The organism is Ruegeria sp. K3, from assembly GCF_056531845.1.
In genome coordinates this window covers 218,800-237,218 of record NZ_JBQFMM010000004.1, presented here as the reverse complement: position 1 = coordinate 237,218, position 18,419 = coordinate 218,800, and the positions used below count along the sequence as shown (strand labels likewise).

Genomic DNA, 18,419 nt, shown 5'->3' with positions numbered 1-18,419 from the left:
GTTCAGAGGCCCCCGCCATCCGTAGGCATCCAAGCAAGCGCTATGCGTGTTCTCTATTTCGCCTCACCGCCAAAGAATAATCAGTGGTGAAACTCAGCCCCGATCAGCAGAACTGTTTAACCTCAACTGATAGGAAGCCACGTTCATTGCTCTACCAATGCCTGCCCATTCTCGTCAAAGAAATGAAGTTTGTCGGTGGGGAAATGCAGGCCGATCTTTGCCCCAGGCTTTAGAGCGGTGTCCCCATTCAGGCGCACGGTAACCTTCTCTTCGGCGCCGCAATCCACAATCAGAAAGGTATCTGCCCCCAGATACTCAATCACCTCGATGATGCCATCACATTGCCCATCGCCCGATGATACAACATCGATGTGTTCGGGGCGAATGCCGAGTTTGCTTGCTACACCCGAGCGTGCAAAGCCGCCGCCTCTGCCATGTTCCAGAGTGTAGCCATCATTCTGAGTCGTGCACGGCAATATGTTCATTTTGGGGCTGCCAATGAACTGTGCGACAAACAGGTTGGCAGGGCGTTCGTAAAGTTCGCGGGGTGTGCCGACTTGCGCGATCTTGCCGTACTCAAGCACGACGATGCGGTCGGCCAATGTCATCGCTTCAACCTGATCGTGCGTCACGTAGATCATTGTGCGCTTCAGGTTCTGATGAAGTTTCGCGATTTCGTAACGCATTTCGACACGAAGCGCTGCATCAAGATTCGAGAGCGGTTCATCGAACAGAAACGCCGTCGGGTCGCGCACGATAGAACGACCAATTGCAACGCGCTGCCGCTGTCCACCGGACAGGTCCTTGGGGCGACGTTCCAGAAAAGGTCCCAGCTTGAGAACCTCGGCGGCTTTATTGACCTGCTCTGCTATCTCGGCCTTCGGAACACCCGCGACCTTAAGTGAGAACCCCATATTTTCGGCGACCGTCAGGTGGGGATAAAGCGCATAGGACTGGAACACCATCGTCAGACCCCGCTTGGAGGGTGGGTGATCCGTGACATCATTGCCGTTGATTAGTAGCGATCCGCGCGAGATATCTTCAAGCCCACCGATCATGCGAAGCAGGGTGGATTTTCCACAGCCCGATGGACCGACGAAGACGATGAATTCACCTTCATCAATCATTAGGTCAACGCCTTTGATGACCTGGGCCGAGCCAAACCACTTTTCGACGGATTTTAGTTCGATGCTGCCCATTAGTTCCTCCCTGCCCAATGCAGCCAAACCGCGGCTGTCCAGGTGAATGAATTCCCTCCGGCAGGGCTGCCGGTCAGAGGATCGTAGTATTCAGCGAAGCCGTTCGTTGCGATCAGCTGCGACGTTTTCTGGCGCAGTGCCTCCGCTTCTTCCAGGTGCCCCATATCCGCCAATCCAAACCCGATCAGCATATTCATGAACCCCCAAGTGGGACCCCTCCAGTACCTGCGTTGGTCGAAGTTGGGCATCGCGGGGTCATAGCTGGGAACTGGAAAGGGTACTTTTGCAAGCGTCGCCCGCAGGCGCTCCAGCATGTGCTGTGAATCAAGTCCACCAAACCAGCAAAGATACGACGCGTTAGAGATGCTTCCGGCCCAATCACCAGTCAGCGCATCACGCGAGTCGAACGAGCTCAGCGTTTCGTTCCACAAAGATCGCGCGCCCGCTTCGAGCCTTTGAATGTCACTACTTAGTCCATCCGCAGCAATTCCAAGCCTTTCGCTGATCTCCTGCAGATCGCGTGCGGCGCGCAGAGTGATAAATGTCATCGTCGGATCTGCGACTCGGAAGGGATTCAGGCTCAGCAACTTCTGTTGGTCCCAGTCGGCCTGACAGCCGATCTGAACCAATTTGATATAGCGGTCATAGTCGTATTTGGTCGGTCGGTCTGCACTGTTGACGTGGCTTGTGTCACGGCGCTGGTAGTCTCCGACACCTGTGGGATCTACGCCCTCCATTGCTTTGTCCCAGTCCGGTGCATTGTCGCGACCAGCTTCCCACGGATGCGTGGTGCAGACCGCGCCGTGTTCGTCGAGTCGCCATCTCATGATCCAGCGATGCCACGCCAGCAGAGATGGGAAGAGCGCGCGAACGCGGTCCGCGCCTGCATCGCCATCTTTTTCCCAGATCTTCCGCGCCACAGTTGCAGCCACCGGGGGCTGAATGATGCCTGAGGATGGGATCGGCCCGTGGCCACCCCAGACATCCGGGCCGGGGTAATATCCGTCATCCTGTTTGTGGAACAGGATATGCGGCACCATTCCATCATCCCACTGGCCCGAGAACAGTGTTTCAAGTTCCACCCAGGCTCGATCAATGTCGAACTCGGCAAAACCAAGCGCCGCAATCGCGCTGTCCCAATTCCATTGATAGGGGTAAAGCCCTTCGGTCGGGATGGTGTAGCCGCCGCGATCATTGGCAACCAGAATGTTGCGCGCCTCGCGGTCGGGGTTTGTATGTTGGTTCATCTCAGTCATCCTTTGACGGACCCCGCAGTCAGGCCCTTAGTCATGAAACGTTCAAGTCCCAGGAACAGCGCCATGATCGGAACGGTGGCGATCACCGCACCGGCCATCAGATGCTGTCGGGGAATTTCCGAGGAGTTCAGCATCGTGACGCCTCGGGTCAGGGTAAATTTCGAAGGGTCGTCCAGCAGCATGAAGGCCAGCAGGAACTCGTTCCAAGCGATCATGAAGACGTAGAGCGAGACCGACGCCAGCGCAGGCAGGCTAAGCGGCAGCGTAATCTTCCAAATCACTGCCAGCCGCGAAAGCCCATCCATGAGACCGGCCTCTTCCACCTCAGTCGGCAAGCCACGGAAATAACCTTGCAGCATGTACAGCGCGACAGGGATCGTCGTGACCGGGTAGATCATCACGATGCCAAGTATCGAGTTGCGCAAGCCAGTCAGCGAGAACGCGATATAGATCGGCAGCGCCAGAACGATCATCGGCACCATGTAGATCAGCAGGATCGAGCGTGAGAACGCCTTTTGCCCCGAGAAACGGAACCGCGCCACCGCATAGGCTCCGGGGACGCTGAACAGCAGGGTGATAAAGACCGTCAGGACCGAGACGTAGAGCGAGGTCCAAAGATAGGTGCCGAAGTTGAAATCGCGAAACAGCTCGGTATAGCTGCGAAACAGCGCGGTGCCTTGTGACAGATCTACCGAGAAATCCAGCGGGTTCTGTAACAGGGCCTGTTGCGACTTCAGGCTGGTCATCACCATCACATAGAACGGAATGATCACGATCGCGGTGAAGAAGATGTAGCCAAAGCCCGTGCAGAACCGGATTACCGCCTCTTCGTATTCGTGACGGGTGAGCTCGCCGAACGGTGTCTCTTTCAGGATTGCGGCCATGGATAGGTGCATCACGACCGCCATCGCCACCACTGTGACCAGTATTGCCTGCAAGGATGTGTCAGAGCCGATCAGGACAGGTCCGAATCCGGTCAGGCAAGACAGGCCTAGCAAGGCGGAAACACCCAGTCGGGCCGGCGCGCGTTGCGCCGAGAAGCGGACATACACCAGACCGGCAATAGCCCCCCATATCAAGCAGAGCAAGACCTGTGGCCGGAACGCAGCCCCGGTCGAGAATGACATGGTGATGGCGACAGTAGTGGCGATCACCACCAGCCAGAGCGCGCCTAGAATCGAGGCGGTTATATACCCTTTGCGCATCACAAACCCTCCTCACGGCTGATGAAGCGGAAGAAGACGAAGCTGAAGGCAATCAGGCACATCAGGATCACAACGGCCACCGCTGCGCCAGCGCCGATGTTCGAAACCGCAAAGGCCTGTTCATAGACATTTACGGTCAGAGTACGGGTGCCGGCATTGCCGCCGGTCAGCAGGAAGATGTCGTCGAACTTGTTAAACGTCCAAATGAAACGCAGCAGGAATAGTACCGACAGGATGCCCAGCAGTTGCGGGATGCTCAGTAGCCAGAATTTCTGGAATGGTGAGGCTCCATCCATATCTGCTGCTTCATACATGCTGGAGTCGATTGATTGCATCCGCGCCAGAATGAACAGGAACGACAGCGGGAAATAGCGCCAGATCTCGAACACTGTCACCATGATCAGCGCCAAAGGGCGTTCCCCGAAGAAGTTGATCGGTTCACTGCTTAGTCCCATCTGCACCAACAATGCGTTGGCAGAACCCGAGAACGGGTCGAACAAGGTGACCCATGTGAAGGCCACAGCGATGACTGGCGCCACATAGGGGAACAGATAGAGGCCGCGTATGAACCCTTGTCCCTTGAAGCTTTTATTCAGTAACAATGCTGCAAACAGGCCCATCACCAAAGCTCCAATGGTGCCGACCACGGTGTAGAACAACGTGACCCACAGCACGCCCCAGAACTCGTCTCCATCAAAGACACGGGCGTAGTTTTCCAGACTGAATTCAAGGTTGGTCAGGACGCTGGGTCCGCTCCCGGTCACGCCGGGCTCTGATCCTTCGAGCAGCTCTTCGAAAGCGTCCGGATCTCCGTTCAAAGTGACTGGAATACGGATGCGTTCGCGTTGACCGCCTTCCAGTGTGCCGAAATCGCAGAACAGGTTTTGCCCGTCCAGAACACAGGGACTTGCAACTTCGCGCGCCGTCACGCCGTCCGGTAGAACATCTGTCAGGGTGACGCCGACAACGGCGATGTCCTGACTTGAGTTGCGGACGCGGTATTCAATCCGCAGATCGTCTCCCGATCCGCGCAGGCTTTCACGCACCACAGGTGCAGGCGGACGAAGGTCAGACAGGGTGAAGGGCTTGAAGCTGATCCAGAAGATCGCCAGCAAGGGCAGGATCACCACAAGCGATACACTGATCACTGTCGGAGCCAGCAGCGTCCAGGCCAGACGCGCCTCGCGTTTGGCTAGCGCCCCGGTTCCGGTCGGTGGGGTGGCCGAAGACATGGGATACCTCGAAGGGTTGGGTGCAGCGGCGTAATCGCCGCTGCATGTGTCACAAGGTTACTGAACCTTCGCGAGCTCGTCGTTCATTGCGGCCACTGCAGCGGCGGCATCGATTTCATCGTCGATATATTGGCGCACGACCCGGTTAATTGCCTGGCTGTTGATCATTTTGGACGCCAAAGCCAGCTGGCCTTCAGCAACGCCCCAGCGCTGCGCCACGTCCAGACCGCCGACGATCTCATCGATCATCGCCTGATCATACAGCTCGCCCAACGGGGCTTTGCGGTCCACGCCAACAGGCAGCTCTGCCCATGCTTCCGAGAACGCGGTCGGGTTGTCAGCATTACCGCGACGGACCGGAAACTTGCCCTCGGGTGCGATGGCCAGTGTTTGAGTATAGCCGTCGTCCATGGCGAATTTCACGAACTCCATCGCCGCGTCGGTGTCGGCGTCGTTGGTGATGCCAAAGTAACGAACGTCACCCCAAGCCGCGCCATCCGGGTTCGATGGGCCCGAGAAGTTAGTGACGATACCAGTCTTCGAGGCCAGATCGCGCGAGGTCGGATCATCGTTGATCGTCGGCGGGGCGCTGTCGCGCAGACCGGCCAGTTCGTCAAGGATGAAGGGCGACCAGATGATCATCGCTGCTTTGCCATCAAAATACAGCTCGCGCGATTGTTTCCAGAATAGCTCACCCGGGGGCGAGGCTTTCGAGATCGCCTTGTAGAAATCCAATACCTCTATGGTCTTGGCTTCATCCAGCGGCTGGAAGCCGTCCGCGCCAACAGGGGTCACGCCATTGGCGAGGAACACATGCTCCAAAACCTGACTCATGAAGTTTTCATCAACTTTGGTTGCAGCAACGAAACCGTACATCTCGGGCGGGTTGTGCAACTGCTCCAGCGCAGCAACGACGTTGGCGAATGAGTTCGGGGCCTCAAGGCCAGCTTCATCAAACAGGTCTTTGCGGTAGACAACCATTTGGGTCCATCCATCGACCGGTACCGACGCGGTTTCGTCATTGAACGCCGCCATACCAAGCGCGCCGGGGGCGAAGGTGTCGGCGCCCAGTTCTTCGATCACTTCGGTGGCGGCTTCGGTGTCCAGAATGCCCGCTTCAGCCCATGGCAGGGCATATTGCAGCGGATGATAGACCACATCTGGCAGGTCTCCGGCGGCAAATGCTGCTGTGGCGCGTGTACCCAGATCACTTTCGGTGACCGGGATAACCTCGACCGTGGTGCCGGTTTCAGCCTTGAACTGGTCAGCCATTTCCTGTTGCTTGGCCAGCCGCTCGGGCTGTTCTTCGGTGGTCCAGAAGCGGATCGTATCCGCCTGAGCTGACGTCGCCGCCAATACTAGCGCAAGCGATGTTCCAAGCATCATTCGCGATGCTAAAGGTGCAAGTTTCATAGTCGGTTTCCTCCCCGGTTATGATCTTTTGAAAGTTGAATTTTTCGGGCCAGTTCCTTGGCTGTAACGCTTGGTGGCCCGTCGGAATTGCGTTCGATCAGAACGGCCTCACTAATCTCACGCAGATCTGCGGGCGCTTCACCGCGAGTCTGACTGATCAGCATCGTCGCAAGGCGTTCTCCGGCCCGCTTAGAATCGACGCTGAACGTGGTGAGACCAGGGCTGACATATTGGCATTCAGGGATGCCGTCATATCCCAGAATTGATACATCTTGCCCGACCTCGAGGCCCAGTTCTGTACAGACCGAGTAACACCCCAGCGCAGCCAGATCCGTTGCAAACACTATTGCAGTAGGTGGGTGATTCAGCGTCAAAAGCGCGCGTGCCTCAACCGCACCCTCCTCGCGCGTACGAGCACCTTCCCGGATCAACTCGGGATCGGCAGGCAAGGCCGCGATCTTGAGACCTTCAAGATAACCGTCACGGCGCAGATGGCTGTAGTTGAATTTCGGATCGCTACCGACATAGCCGATACGCGTATGGCCAAAATCGACGAGCCGACCGACCGCATCACGGGTTGCAGATTCACCCGAAATGTCGAACCAGGATGTCTCATCCTGCCAGTCCGCCTGCCCATACCCCGTGCGGCCATACATGATGAAGGGAACCTTCAACTCTTGCAGGTATTTCACCCTCGCATCGTCGACCTCGGTCCGGGGCAGAATGAATCCATCGGCTTTGCGCTCTTCGACAAGCCGCCCCAATACATCAAGCATATCTTTTTCGGACTTCGCCGTAGAAATCGTCATCGTCCAGTCGGATGCGCTCGCCGCTTCGCATGCTCCGGCCAGAAAGTCCTGAAGAAATGGGTTATGCCGGTCTGGTTCTTCGCTGTTGATGACCATGGCAATGGCGCGCACCCGCCCGGTTCGTATCGCCTGCGCATGGCTGAGTGGGCGATAGCCCATCTTTCGCGCGGTGGTTTGAACGCGCTTTCTCGTGGATTCCGAGATGTCGGTATATCCATTCAGGGCGCGGGACACCGTGCTCTTAGAAAGCCCAAGATGATCGGCCAATTGATCCAGTTTTACCCTGCCGGGGCCAGAATGACTCCGGGGGCGAGACTGCGGTTGCTGGAGACTTGGATTCGTCATCATTCTTCTATTTGTTTTCTCCGAAACCGGTTTCGGCAACCAAAATTATGAAATTCTTTGATTGGATCGACCAAGTACACGAACGTACCAATGGCGAAAGGCGCTGATGAACGCACATGCTAACTTGCAAATGCGGCTTTCAGAGTGGTGCAAAATTAGGGTTGCGCCAAGAAGGATGACTGCCAACTGCTACAGTAACTGCACGCTGATCATTGTTCGCCGAGCTTTGATGGGAATCGGTGAGTCGAGCATGAGAACTATGCGTAAATACGGGCGACTATCCGGCTATGAGGGCGTGTAAAATTTGTGGAGGCAAAAGAAACTGGTCGGAACATCATGCGATTTCACCAAGGCTTGGTATGGGCTTTTGAAGAGCAACATAAAAAAACCCCGCTTAGCGGAGTGCCAAGCGGGGCTTTCTGTATTCTGTTGGAAGCGGTTTTATTCTCTGTTGCCCAGAAGTTGCAGCAGGAACATGAACATGTTGATGAAGTCCAGATACAAGTTCAATGCACCCATGATCGCCGCTTTGCCAAGCCATTCCTGATCGCCCGCATGAGCCATCTGCAGATAGGTGGTTTTGATCTTCTGCGTGTCATAGGCGGTCAGGCCGGCAAAGATCAGCACACCCAGGATCGACACTGCGAACATGATCGCAGGCGACTGCAGGAAGATGTTGATAACCATCGCGACGATCAGGCCGATAACGCCCATCATCAGGAAAGTACCCATGCCGGACAGGTCTTTCTTGGTCACATAACCGTACAGCGAAAGACCTGCAAACGCGATCGAAGTCACAAGGAATACCTGCGCGATCGAGATGCCGGTGAATGCTACGAAAATCCAGCTCAGCGACAGGCCCATCACGGCTGCAAATGCATAAAAGAACAGCTGTGCGCCGGACGCCGAGAGGCGGTTGATGGCGGCGCCAAAGCCAAACACCATCGCCAAAGGTGCAAACATCACGATCCAGCCCAGGATATTGGGGCTCAGCGTGACCGGATCACGGAAGATCGACAGCAGTTGCGGGCTCGAGCCCACGGCCCATGCCACGGCAAATGTGATCAGCATGCCTACGGACATCGTGCCGTATACTTTGTTCATATGGGCGCGCAGGCCCTCGTCTATCTCGGCAGCGCGCGCGCCGGACGCCGTCCGGATCGTGTCGAATTGTGCCATATAGGGGTCTCCCTTCAATATTCTGTTCGCAGCCCACGGATGCGAGCCGGTTTCCCGGTAAATATCGGAGAGTGTGGCCCTCGTTTCAAGGGTTTTAAGCCTGAAACTCAGCAAAACTGTCGGCAATTTTTGCAACTGTCGCCAAAAAACCGGCGGCTTGGTCGCCAAATCCCTCAAGCCGCCGGTATTTTCGAATTAATACAGATGTTTGTGCCAGCTGTCGGGCGCGTCCCAGAACGGGCGCTCTGCTTCGTTACGCGCGTCTTTGCGTGAAACGCCGATGTCATTCAGTGCATCATCATCAAGCTGGGCGAGTTCGCGACGCTGACGAGCGAGGCTAAGCAGGTCAAGTATCCGGTCGCCAATTGCCTTACGCTTGATGCGACGAGGGGTTGAGATGGCTATATGGGTCATGAGTATTGCCCTTTCCTGATTGTCTGATGAAACGTGGCGTTTCAATCAATTTCCTTGATCTATATGGAGCAGTCTGACATATTTTGGAAATGAATGTTTATGACGAGTCTCATAAGGAATCTTGAACATGCGAAATCTGGACATCACTACATTGCGGTCTTTCGTAGCTGTTGCTGATCATGGTGGCGTGACGCGTGCCGCTGGATTTCTTCACCTCACGCAATCTGCGGTCTCTATGCAGCTAAAACGGCTGGAAGAGCTTTTGGGCCTGGAATTACTGGATCGATCCGGTCGAACCATCGCGCTAACGGCGTCCGGAGAGCAGTTGCTGGCTTATGCGCGGCGGATAATTGCGTTGAATGATGAGGTAATCGGGCGGCTGACGGATCAGGCGTTTGAGGGCGAGGTCGTGCTAGGCGTACCGCATGACGTCGTTCATCCGTTCATCCCGCGCGTGTTGAAGCGTTTCAATGCCAGCTTTCCTCGGGTCAGCGTAAACTTGGTCACTTCCAACACGCGGCACTTGAAAGAAGAGTTCGCACGCGGAAGCTTCGATCTGATTGTGACTACGGAATCGGGTGCGGGCGAAGGTGCCGAAACCCTGCACCATATGCCTTTGCGTTGGGTTGGCGCGCTGAACGGATCTGCCTGGCGCCAAAAGCCTTTGCGGCTGGGGTTTTGCCGGAATTGCATTTTTCGCCCAGTCGCGACAGCGGCGCTGGATGATGCGGGAATCGAATGGGATATGAGCATCGACAGCGATTCCGACCGCACCGTTGAAGCCACCGTCAGCGCTGATCTGGCTGTGGGAGTTTTGCTGGAAGGCACCCAGCCCAGCCATCAGGAACTGATTGACCATGCCGGGGTTCTGCCGGATCTGCCTGTGCAGTTCATCAACCTCTATGGTGCCGAGCGGGTACGTGAGGAATACGTATCAGAGCTTGCGAACCTACTGCGCCAAAATTTCAATCATCCAACGGCGCAGCCGCTTAAAGTGGCGAGTTGATGCGGATCACCACCTTGCCAGTGGATTTGCGATCGCGCAGCAGTTCCAAACCTTTTGCTGCATCCTGCAAGGGCAGGACGTGGCTGATATGAGGCTTTATCCGGCCCTCAGAATGCCAGCGGAACAAGGTGCTGAAGCTGTCGCGCACGATCTCGGGTCTGAAATTCAGATAGCCGCCGATATATACGCCGATCACGGTCAGGTTCTTGACCAATAGATGGTTGGCCGGGATCTGGGGCACCTCACCTGCCGCAAATCCGATCGGTAACAAGCGGCCTTCCGGGTTGGTCGCGCGGAAGGCGGCCTTGAAGACATCTCCACCAATCGCATCGTAGACCACGTCAGCACCACCCAGAGCGAGAACGCGGTCGCGCAGGTCTTCGCTTGCGTCAAGCAAATGGTCTGCACCAGCTTTTTGTGCCACGGCCAATTTGTCCTGCCCGCGGGCTTGGGCGATGACTGTCGCACCCATCAGTTTTCCGATTTCAACTGCGGTCAATCCCACGCCACCGGCAGCACCGGTGACCAGTAGGGTCTCGCCCGGTTGCAGTCGCGCCCGGTGCGCAAGAGCAATATGGCTGGTGCCATAGGCAATTTGGATTGCGGCCGCGTCTTCGAAACTCATGGAATCTGGAAGGGGAATTGCCCGGTCCGCATCAAAAACGCCTGATTCGGCCAGGCCGCCTTGACCTGAATAGACTGCAACACGATCGCCCAACTTCAAATGCGTAGCATTGTTTCCAATTTCGGTGACAATCCCTGCAATCTCCATGCCCAGCGTAAACGGTGCTTCGGGGGTGTCTTGATACGTTCCTTTCTGCATCAGAAGGTCTGCAAAGTTCAGGCCGCAGGCGCGGATTGCGATACGAACTTGGTTCTCTTGCAGCGGTGCTTCGCGTGTTTCGCATAGCTGAGCGGGTGCCCCTTTGGTCTCGATACGAAATGCCTGCATCATTGGTCTCCGCTCTTTTGTCGCCATAGGCCGTTTGGCTTGACCGTTTGTCAATTCCATTCGCAATCTTAACAGCGTTAAACTGAATAGGGTGGATCAACTGTTTCCCATTTAGAAACTATCAATCTCTATGTTGGCCGTACAACCACAAACCACTGTTCGAATTCTCTGATTCAACCAGCTTGAAAAAATAACGGATTGCGGCAATATTGTACTATGGTGCTGTTCGGGGGGCACGATCCGAATTAGGGAGTTCTTAAGCAGCGACCCGCTAACTAAGCGGCGATGGCTGCTGTCGCGGTTTCCCGGACAGGTGTTTGTGTAAAGGAGACTACCAATGACCCATCACGTCGATGTCCATGTGGGCAAACGCGTCCGGCATCGCCGCTGGCTGATTGGCATGACTCAGCAGCAGTTGGCGCAGCAAGTTGGTATCAAGTTTCAACAAATCCAAAAATACGAAACAGGGGCCAACCGGATAAGCGCATCGCGTTTGTGGGACATTGCCGAAGCTTTGGATGTTCCCGTCAGCTTTTTCTTCGAGGGTCTTGAAGAGGCTCAGAAGTCGGATGCAGACAAGAAATCGGTTCCTGCGGATTTGATGGGTGATAAAGAAGCGCTTGATCTTGTTCGCTCGTATTATGCGATCCCGGAAAACCAGCGTCGCCGCCTGTTTGAACTGGCACGCGTGCTGAGCGACGTCGCCTGATACAAGCGCTTGACTTCGCGGGGTGTGGGGCGCACGGGTAAGCAATGCAAAACACCCTACGAAGCGATCTAGAGATTGCCGAAGAAATGGCCGACGCTGCGCGGGCGGCCATTCTTCCGTTTTTCCGCCAATCTAACCTGAAGACAGACAACAAACTCGATGCCGGTTTTGATCCGGTGACAGCCGCTGATCGCGAAGCAGAAAAAGCAATGCGTAGGGTGCTGGCTGATCACCGGCCTGAGGACGGTATCCTGGGGGAAGAGTTCGGTCATTCCGAGGGAACTACCGGACGAGTTTGGGTGCTGGACCCAATTGATGGCACGCGCGGTTTCATAAGTGGTACGCCCACATGGGGTGTTCTGATCGCCCTAAGCGATGAGACTGGACCGAAGCTTGGTGTGATCGATCAGCCCTATATCGGCGAACGTTTTATCGGAGATAAAGAGCACGCCTTTGTCAAAGGCCCTTTGGGACGCACCGAACTTGGGACGCGTGACACTCGATCTCTGGACCAGGCGATCATCTTCACCACCTTCCCGGAGGTTGGCAGCGCGGTCGAGGCCGCCGCCTTCAAGGCGGTTTCTCAGAAAACGAAGCTGACACGCTATGGGATGGATTGTTATGCCTACGCGTTGCTCGCTGCAGGTCAAACTGATCTTGTGGTCGAGGCTGGATTGAATTCCTACGATATCCAGGCCCCAATCGCGGTGATCAAGGCCGCGGGTGGTATTGTGACGGATTGGCAGGGTAATCCGGCTCACAATGGTGGGCGTGCGCTCGCTGCAGCCAATACTGAGATTCATGCGGCAGCGCTAGAAATTCTGAAGCAATACTAAACGGGTTGCCGACCCTTCTTTGCGACTTTAAACTGATCACGGCTGGTTCTTACGCCCGTTTTCCACCAGCCCATCACTCCATGCATGAGACGGGCAGTATGCGGGAGTGCGAAAATGACAGAATTTCTGATCCGTAACGCCGATATGATCCTGACGATGGATGATGATCGGCAAGAGCTTGCAGGCGCTGATCTGCTGGTTCGGGATGGTAAGATAGCCCAGATTGGCCACCGCCTTACGAGCGATGGCGAAATACATGATGCCACTGGGTGTGTTGTGACCCCCGGTCTGGTGAACACCCATCACCATCTCTACCAAACGCTCACCCGCGCGGTTCCCGGCGGGCAGGACGCTTTGCTGTTTGGTTGGTTGCGAACGCTCTATCCCATCTGGTCCCGCTTTGGTCCTGACGAGATGTTTATATCTGCCCAGATCGGATTGGCCGAGATGGCACTGTCCGGCTGCTCGCTTAGCTCTGACCACCTTTACCTATATCCCAATGGCGCGCGGCTTGAACACACGATCCATGCAGCGTCAGAGCTGGGGCTGCGTTTTCATCCCACGCGTGGAGCTATGAGCATTGGCGAAAGTGATGGTGGACTGCCTCCTGATGCTTTGGTCGAATCCGAGCAGGCTATTCTGGAGGATATGATCCGCGTAGTAGATGCCTATCACGACCCATCTGAGGGTTCGATGTGTCGCGTTGGTTTGGCGCCATGTTCGCCGTTCTCGGTTAGTCGGGACCTGATGCGCGATGCCGCGCTGTTAGCGCGCGACAAAGGTGTGATGCTGCACACCCATCTGGCGGAGAACGATGAGGATATAGCCTATTCTCAAGATCAGTTCGGCTGTAGACCCGGCCAATACGCCGAAGAATTGGGCTGGACCGGTTCGGATGTCTGGCACGCTCATTGTGTCAAGCTGGATGGCGCCGAGATTGACCTGTTTGCACGTAGCCGAACCGGCGTTGCGCACTGTCCATGTTCCAATTGTCGTCTTGGTTCAGGTATCGCGCCAGTCCGAAAAATGCGTGATCAAGGCGTGCCAGTCGGGTTGGGTGTGGATGGATCAGCCAGCAACGACAGCGGCAATCTGATGGCCGAGGCGCGCCAGTCTATGCTGCTGCAACGAGTCGCAAACGGCGCTGACGCCATGTCGGCCCGTGAGGCGCTTGAGATCGCCACCCGAGGCGGGGCGGATGTGTTGAATCGGCCCGATTGCGGCCGGCTTATGCCCGGTAAACGAGCTGATATTGCCATTTGGGACGCGCAAGGAATTGAAAGTGCAGGCAATTGGGACCCCGCTGCGCTCCTTCTGGCCGGACCAACGCGTGTCAAACACCTCTTTGTCGAGGGACGCCAGATTGTTCGTAACAGTCAGATCGCCACGATCGACCTGCCAAGGGTCATAGAAACCCAGAATCGTCTGGCACGCGCGCTGGCAGAATAGCGGATCCGCTCTTCATCTGGCTAAAAATACCTCCGCCGGAGGCATGGGCCATAGGCCCATTCCTATCGACCAGAAACAGCTCGTCCGGCGATCCAGGTATCGGTTACGGCACGGTCATCACCCATCATAATGGTCGGGAACACCGCTTCCCAAAGATCATCAGCATGAGCTTCGCGCTGGGCGATAGCAGGCGTCGATGCGAGGTTCAGCACCGCCAGATCGGCCTCCATGCCCACGGCGATGTTGCCAATACGGTCATCCATCCGCAGGGTACGAGCCGATCCCACCGTTCCAAGCCAAAGCAATTGCGAGGGGTGCAAGGGATGGCCTCGCAATTGACCAATCTCATAGGCCGCAGCCATTGTGCGCAGCATTGAAAAACTTGAGCCGCCTCCGGTGTCGGTGGCCAAGCCCACGCGGTGCCCTGAGTGGATCAGACCATTCATGTCAAACAGGCCAGAGCCGATAAACGTGTTTGATGTGGGGCAGTGGATCAGAGCTGCATCTACCTCGCGCAGACGATCGCGCTCCCGCTCTTCCAGATGGATCACGTGCCCGTAAAGGCCATTTCCACCCAGCAGCCCAAACTGCTCATAGGTGTCCAGATAGTCGCGCGCGTCGGGGAACAGGGATCGGACCCATTCGATCTCATCGGTCTGTTCGCTCAGATGGGTTTGCATCAGGCAGTCGGGATGCTCGGCCCAAAGCGCGCCCATCGCCTCCAGCTGTTCTGGCGTCGATGTCGGCGAAAATCGTGGAGTGATGGCGTAAGATATGCGATCAACCCCATGCCACTTTTCAAGCAGAGCTTTGGACTGGTCGTATCCGGTTTGTGCAGTATCTCGCAGCCCCTCAGGCGCATTGCGATCCATGCAGGTTTTACCCGCGACGACCCGCTGCCCACGCGCCTGCGCGGCGGTAAAGAAGGCATCAACACTCTCTGGATGAATGGTGCAAAAGCTGCACATGGTTGTGGTGCCATGGGCTGCGGTTAGGTCTAGATATCTGTTTGCAATTTCAGCGGCATAGGCGGGGTCGTCAAACTTCATCTCTTCAGGGAACGTGTAGCTGTTCAGCCAATCGATCAGCCGCTTTCCCCAGCTCGCGATCATCGCCGTCTGCGGATAGTGGACATGAGAATCCACAAATCCCGCCATGATCAGCTGATCGCCATAATCCTTAATGTTGGCTTCGGGATGCGCGTCAGACAGGTCGGACGCCTGGCCCAGTGCCGCGATGCGGCCATCTTCGATCAGGACGGCTTGGTGAATTTTGGTCGCATCGGTGGGCTCACCTTCGAACGGTGATCCGTTGAAGCTAAGCACACGTCCCTTCAGAAGCGTCTTTTGCGCCATTTGTTCTGTTCTCCGCCTGTTTTGGACCGCCAACCAGCATAGGGGCGCAAAAGATGCGGGTAAATTGGACCATTGTCATTGTTTTCCGGTAGCTGCTTCTTCTATCTAGGGGCAATCGACAAGATAGAGGGGCAGCGCATGACGACAGGCAACGACGAAGCCAGACCCGATCAGCCCCGTGACGAAGACGCCTATGCGCTGGACCCGCGAACCGTTGCAGCCATCCTGTATGCGGTTGATGTCGAAGATCGCGCCAAGCTGATTGAGCTGATGGAGCCGCTGCACGCGGCCGATATCGCTGACCTTCTGGAACAGATCAATCCTTACGACCGTGCGCGCCTGATCCGGCTGTATGACAAAGAGTTCGACGGCGATATCCTGTCGGAGCTCGACGAGTCAGTTCGGGAAGAAGTAATCAATGTCCTGAAACCGGACGTTCTGGCCGAAGCCGTTCGGGATATGGAAAGTGATGACGTTGTTGACCTTCTGGAAGATCTTGAAGAGCCGCAGCAAGAAACCATCCTGGGCGCGCTTGAAGACTCCGAACGCGTCGCGGCAGAGCAAGCCCTATCTTATCCAGAAAACTCTGCTGGCCGCCTTATGCAGCGCGAGGTGGTCATGGCGCCCGATCACTGGACCGTGGGGCAGGCCATCGATTTCATGCGTGCCACCGACGATTTGCCGGAACAGTTTTATCACGTCATACTTGTTGACCCGCGATTGAAACCGGTTGCTCAGGTCACGCTGGGCAAGTTGATGGCAACCCGGCGCGAGGTGCCGCTGCAGGACATTGCCGAAGATGAATTCTACACCATCCCCGTCGAACAGGATGAAGAGGACGTAGCCTATGCGTTCAATCAGTATCACCTGATTTCGGCTCCCGTCGTGGATGGCGACGGTCGTTTGGTCGGTGTCATCACCATCGACGATGCGATGGTGGTCCTGGACGAAGAATACGAAGAGGATATGCTGCGTCTTGCGGGCGTCTCGGACGAAAGCTCTCTGTCCGATAGTGTAGCGGCAACCAGTAGGCGCCGCTTGCCTTGGCTTGGTGTCAATCTGGTTACGGCGATTTGCGGATCGCTGGTGATTTCTCAGTTTGAGGCCGCGATTGATCAACTGGTGGCGCTCGCGATCCTGATGCCGATCGTCGCCTCGATGGGGGGCAATGCCGGGACCCAATCACTTACCGTTGCAGTGCGGGCGTTGGCAACACGCGACCTGACCGGCTCGAACGTAGGGCGCGTAATCCGGCGAGAACTGCTGGTGGGAATGCTCAACGGGCTGTGTTTCGCTATCGTGTTGGGAACCGTCGGGATGATGTGGTTCGACTCCCCGCTGCTGGGTGTCGTGATCGGATCTGCGCTGGTCGTGAACATGATCATCGCGGGCTTTGCTGGTACGGTAGTACCGGTAGTGCTGGACCGTCTGGGTGTTGACCCGGCGCTGGCGTCAGGAACCTTTGTGACCACGACAACGGATGTCATGGGGTTCTTCATCTTTCTGGGGCTTGCCAGCTTGGTACTACTGTGAACGAGACAACCGATCTGACCGAAATCAAGGCTGCAGCGCGCAAGGCGGCATTCGCGCGACGCAAGGTAGCGTTTGATATGCGCATCCCGGGCGCGGCCGGGCGCTTGTCCGAGGTTCTGGCGGGTCATCGCGGTGTTCCCATGTCTGGCTATATGCCGATCCGCACCGAAATCGACCCGCTGCCTGCAATGGCCGAGGCTTCTGCATATGGCCCAGTGGGCGTGCCTGTCATTCAGGCCGCAGGGCAGGCGTTGCGCTTCTCTCGATGGACGCCTGAGGGCATACTGAAAGATGGACCTTTCGGGGCAAAAGTGCCCGAGGTCGATGATTATTTCGACCCGGAGATCCTGATCGTGCCACTGGTTGCCTTTGATGCGAAGGGTGGCCGCTTGGGGTATGGCGGCGGCTTCTATGATCGCACGCTTGAAGGGTTGCGCGCCAAGCGCCCGACGCTGGCCATAGGATTTGCCTTTGATGCGCAGGAAGCCGAACATCTGCCGCTGGAGCCAACTGATCAACCACTCGATATGGTGATTACTGAAAGCCGGGTGCTAACTTTCTAATTTATCCCTCGCTATGCGCGATCGCGATTTCCTTTACATTGGCAGGCTTCAGGCTGAGTGATTGTTTGCTTCTGCCTTGTTATTGCCACTTCCAGCCCCTAGGACCGCAATCATGAGGATTTTGTTTCTTGGTGACGTAATGGGGCGCTCGGGTCGCGCCGCCATCCAGCAGCATCTGCCACGCCTGCGTGACGAATGGCGGCTGGATTTTGTCGTTGTCAACGGCGAGAACTCCTCGAACGGAATGGGGCTGAGCGGGGACCACGCCAAGCTGCTTTTGGACGCGGGGGCCGATTGTATCACCTTGGGCGATCATGCTTTCGACCAGAAAGACATGCTGCAGTTTATTGAGAAAGAACCTCGCATCGTGCGTCCGTTGAATTATGCCAAAGGGGCACCGGGGCGGGGGCATCGACTGTTCACCGCGCCGGGCGGTCGCAAGGTTCTGGTGGTGCAGGTGTTAGGGCAGGTCTTCATGAAACGCCCCTTTGACGATCCCTTTTCGGCCATTGAACCGATCCTGAAATCGCACCCACGCGGCGGCCAGGCGCAGGCGATCATCGTCGACATGCATTGCGAGGCAACGTCCGAGAAGATGGCGATGGGCCATTATTGCGACAAACGCGCGAGTCTTGTGGTTGGGACGCATACGCACGTTCCAACGGCAGATGCGCAGGTATTGCCGGGCGGTACAGGATATCTGACCGATGCCGGAATGTGCGGCGACTATGACTCGGTCATCGGAATGGACAAACAGGAACCGATGCGCAGGTTCATAACCGGGATGCCCAAGGCGCGGTTTACGCCTGCGACCGGTGAGGCGACCTTGAGCGGAGTTTTTGTCGAAACCGATGACCGCGATGGAAGCGCAAAATCCGTGCAGATGATTCGTGTTGGCGGGCGGTTGCAGCAGTCTACACCCTGAAAAGCACGTCAGACTTGCCCCGCCGCACGCAATACGTGA

The 18,419-nt window shown here is 56.4% G+C and carries 17 protein-coding genes; 7 read left to right on the top strand and 10 right to left on the bottom strand.

The genetic code is table 11. The annotated features are described in order from the left end of the window. Window positions 1–143 precede the first annotated feature (143 nt). The 8 genes from ACR0MP_RS09695 to ACR0MP_RS09660 all read right to left on the bottom strand — a co-directional run bounded on the left by ACR0MP_RS09695 (window position 144) and on the right by ACR0MP_RS09660 (window position 9,052). On the bottom strand, window positions 144–1,199 hold the full coding sequence (locus ACR0MP_RS09695; RefSeq protein ID WP_170401600.1) for a sn-glycerol-3-phosphate ABC transporter ATP-binding protein UgpC: 1,056 nt from the start codon (window positions 1,197–1,199) through the stop codon (window positions 144–146). Next, a complete protein-coding gene (locus ACR0MP_RS09690; RefSeq protein ID WP_480459619.1) occupies window positions 1,199–2,446 on the bottom strand; it encodes an MGH1-like glycoside hydrolase domain-containing protein in 1,248 nt (415 codons plus the stop codon). The genes ACR0MP_RS09695 and ACR0MP_RS09690 overlap by 1 nt, the downstream gene beginning before the upstream one ends. Window positions 2,447–2,451: 5 nt before the next feature. After that, window positions 2,452–3,660: a carbohydrate ABC transporter permease gene (locus ACR0MP_RS09685; RefSeq protein WP_170401594.1), complete on the bottom strand. Its 1,209-nt coding sequence runs from the start codon at window positions 3,658–3,660 to the stop codon at window positions 2,452–2,454. Then, the gene (locus tag ACR0MP_RS09680) at window positions 3,660–4,892 is read right to left on the bottom strand and encodes a carbohydrate ABC transporter permease (protein ID WP_170401591.1); all 1,233 of its coding nucleotides are present in this window, start codon (window positions 4,890–4,892) and stop codon (window positions 3,660–3,662) included. The genes ACR0MP_RS09685 and ACR0MP_RS09680 overlap by 1 nt, the downstream gene beginning before the upstream one ends. A gap of 57 nt (window positions 4,893–4,949) precedes the next feature. Continuing rightward, complete coding sequence (locus ACR0MP_RS09675) at window positions 4,950–6,305, bottom strand: extracellular solute-binding protein (RefSeq protein WP_170392204.1); 1,356 nt, start codon at window positions 6,303–6,305, stop codon at window positions 4,950–4,952. Further along, window positions 6,302–7,381 carry a LacI family DNA-binding transcriptional regulator gene (locus ACR0MP_RS09670; RefSeq protein ID WP_480893736.1) on the bottom strand — a complete coding sequence of 360 codons (1,080 nt, stop codon included), beginning with the start codon at window positions 7,379–7,381 and terminating at the stop codon, window positions 6,302–6,304. Before ACR0MP_RS09670 ends, ACR0MP_RS09675 begins: the two co-directional genes overlap by 4 nt. 519 nt (window positions 7,382–7,900) lie before the next feature. Continuing rightward, on the bottom strand, window positions 7,901–8,638 hold the full coding sequence (locus ACR0MP_RS09665; RefSeq protein WP_010441904.1) for a Bax inhibitor-1/YccA family protein: 738 nt from the start codon (window positions 8,636–8,638) through the stop codon (window positions 7,901–7,903). Between the two features lie 195 nt (window positions 8,639–8,833). Next, window positions 8,834–9,052: a YjiS-like domain-containing protein gene (locus tag ACR0MP_RS09660; RefSeq protein ID WP_170401585.1), complete on the bottom strand. Its 219-nt coding sequence runs from the start codon at window positions 9,050–9,052 to the stop codon at window positions 8,834–8,836. A 127-nt stretch (window positions 9,053–9,179) separates the two neighbouring features. On the opposite strand from ACR0MP_RS09660, the gene ACR0MP_RS09655 reads away from it, so the two are divergent. Beyond that, window positions 9,180–10,058, top strand: coding sequence for a LysR family transcriptional regulator (locus tag ACR0MP_RS09655; RefSeq protein WP_170401582.1), 879 nt, complete (start codon window positions 9,180–9,182; stop codon window positions 10,056–10,058). Here the strand turns inward: ACR0MP_RS09655 and ACR0MP_RS09650 are convergent. Continuing rightward, window positions 10,042–11,010 (bottom strand): NADPH:quinone oxidoreductase family protein, encoded by a 969-nt coding sequence (locus tag ACR0MP_RS09650; protein WP_170401579.1) that lies wholly within the window; start codon window positions 11,008–11,010, stop codon window positions 10,042–10,044. The two genes, ACR0MP_RS09655 and ACR0MP_RS09650, sit on opposite strands and share 17 nt — an antisense overlap. Window positions 11,011–11,347: 337 nt before the next feature. Here ACR0MP_RS09650 and ACR0MP_RS09645 point away from each other — a divergent pair, with 337 nt between their 5' ends. The 3 genes from ACR0MP_RS09645 (at window position 11,348) to ACR0MP_RS09635 (ending at window position 14,004) form a co-directional block, all read left to right on the top strand. Beyond that, window positions 11,348–11,719, top strand: a complete 372-nt coding sequence (locus ACR0MP_RS09645; protein WP_170343628.1) for a helix-turn-helix domain-containing protein — start codon at window positions 11,348–11,350, stop codon at window positions 11,717–11,719. A gap of 44 nt (window positions 11,720–11,763) precedes the next feature. After that, window positions 11,764–12,555: a histidinol-phosphatase gene (hisN, locus tag ACR0MP_RS09640; protein WP_480886471.1), complete on the top strand. Its 792-nt coding sequence runs from the start codon at window positions 11,764–11,766 to the stop codon at window positions 12,553–12,555. Between the two features lie 114 nt (window positions 12,556–12,669). Next, on the top strand, window positions 12,670–14,004 hold the full coding sequence (locus tag ACR0MP_RS09635) for an 8-oxoguanine deaminase (RefSeq protein ID WP_480886469.1): 1,335 nt from the start codon (window positions 12,670–12,672) through the stop codon (window positions 14,002–14,004). A 62-nt stretch (window positions 14,005–14,066) separates the two neighbouring features. Here the strand turns inward: ACR0MP_RS09635 and guaD are convergent, their stop codons facing one another. Next, complete coding sequence (gene guaD / locus ACR0MP_RS09630) at window positions 14,067–15,359, bottom strand: guanine deaminase (RefSeq protein WP_170392193.1); 1,293 nt, start codon at window positions 15,357–15,359, stop codon at window positions 14,067–14,069. Between the two features lie 138 nt (window positions 15,360–15,497). On the opposite strand from guaD, the gene mgtE reads away from it, so the two are divergent. The 3 genes from mgtE (at window position 15,498) to ACR0MP_RS09615 (ending at window position 18,380) form a co-directional block, all read left to right on the top strand. After that, the gene (mgtE, locus tag ACR0MP_RS09625) at window positions 15,498–16,892 is read left to right on the top strand and encodes a magnesium transporter (RefSeq protein WP_480886467.1); all 1,395 of its coding nucleotides are present in this window, start codon (window positions 15,498–15,500) and stop codon (window positions 16,890–16,892) included. Then, complete coding sequence (locus ACR0MP_RS09620) at window positions 16,889–17,455, top strand: 5-formyltetrahydrofolate cyclo-ligase (RefSeq protein WP_480706777.1); 567 nt, start codon at window positions 16,889–16,891, stop codon at window positions 17,453–17,455. The genes mgtE and ACR0MP_RS09620 overlap by 4 nt, the downstream gene beginning before the upstream one ends. A gap of 112 nt (window positions 17,456–17,567) precedes the next feature. Next, the gene (locus tag ACR0MP_RS09615; RefSeq protein WP_170512362.1) at window positions 17,568–18,380 is read left to right on the top strand and encodes a TIGR00282 family metallophosphoesterase; all 813 of its coding nucleotides are present in this window, start codon (window positions 17,568–17,570) and stop codon (window positions 18,378–18,380) included. Window positions 18,381–18,419 lie beyond the last annotated feature (39 nt).

Coding starts and splice junctions, on each gene's coding strand:
- mgtE (WP_480886467.1), top strand. CDS start 15,498: ATGACGACAGGCAACGACGAAGCCAGACCCGATCAGCCCCGTGACGAA.
- ACR0MP_RS09665 (WP_010441904.1), bottom strand. CDS start 8,638: ATGGCACAATTCGACACGATCCGGACGGCGTCCGGCGCGCGCGCTGCC.
- ACR0MP_RS09680 (WP_170401591.1), bottom strand. CDS start 4,892: ATGTCTTCGGCCACCCCACCGACCGGAACCGGGGCGCTAGCCAAACGC.
- ACR0MP_RS09690 (WP_480459619.1), bottom strand. CDS start 2,446: ATGAACCAACATACAAACCCCGACCGCGAGGCGCGCAACATTCTGGTT.
- ACR0MP_RS09660 (WP_170401585.1), bottom strand. CDS start 9,052: ATGACCCATATAGCCATCTCAACCCCTCGTCGCATCAAGCGTAAGGCA.
- ACR0MP_RS09675 (WP_170392204.1), bottom strand. CDS start 6,305: ATGAAACTTGCACCTTTAGCATCGCGAATGATGCTTGGAACATCGCTT.
- ACR0MP_RS09655 (WP_170401582.1), top strand. CDS start 9,180: ATGCGAAATCTGGACATCACTACATTGCGGTCTTTCGTAGCTGTTGCT.
- ACR0MP_RS09650 (WP_170401579.1), bottom strand. CDS start 11,010: ATGCAGGCATTTCGTATCGAGACCAAAGGGGCACCCGCTCAGCTATGC.
- hisN (WP_480886471.1), top strand. CDS start 11,764: ATGCAAAACACCCTACGAAGCGATCTAGAGATTGCCGAAGAAATGGCC.
- guaD (WP_170392193.1), bottom strand. CDS start 15,359: ATGGCGCAAAAGACGCTTCTGAAGGGACGTGTGCTTAGCTTCAACGGA.
- ACR0MP_RS09695 (WP_170401600.1), bottom strand. CDS start 1,199: ATGGGCAGCATCGAACTAAAATCCGTCGAAAAGTGGTTTGGCTCGGCC.
- ACR0MP_RS09635 (WP_480886469.1), top strand. CDS start 12,670: ATGACAGAATTTCTGATCCGTAACGCCGATATGATCCTGACGATGGAT.
- ACR0MP_RS09645 (WP_170343628.1), top strand. CDS start 11,348: ATGACCCATCACGTCGATGTCCATGTGGGCAAACGCGTCCGGCATCGC.
- ACR0MP_RS09685 (WP_170401594.1), bottom strand. CDS start 3,660: ATGCGCAAAGGGTATATAACCGCCTCGATTCTAGGCGCGCTCTGGCTG.
- ACR0MP_RS09615 (WP_170512362.1), top strand. CDS start 17,568: ATGAGGATTTTGTTTCTTGGTGACGTAATGGGGCGCTCGGGTCGCGCC.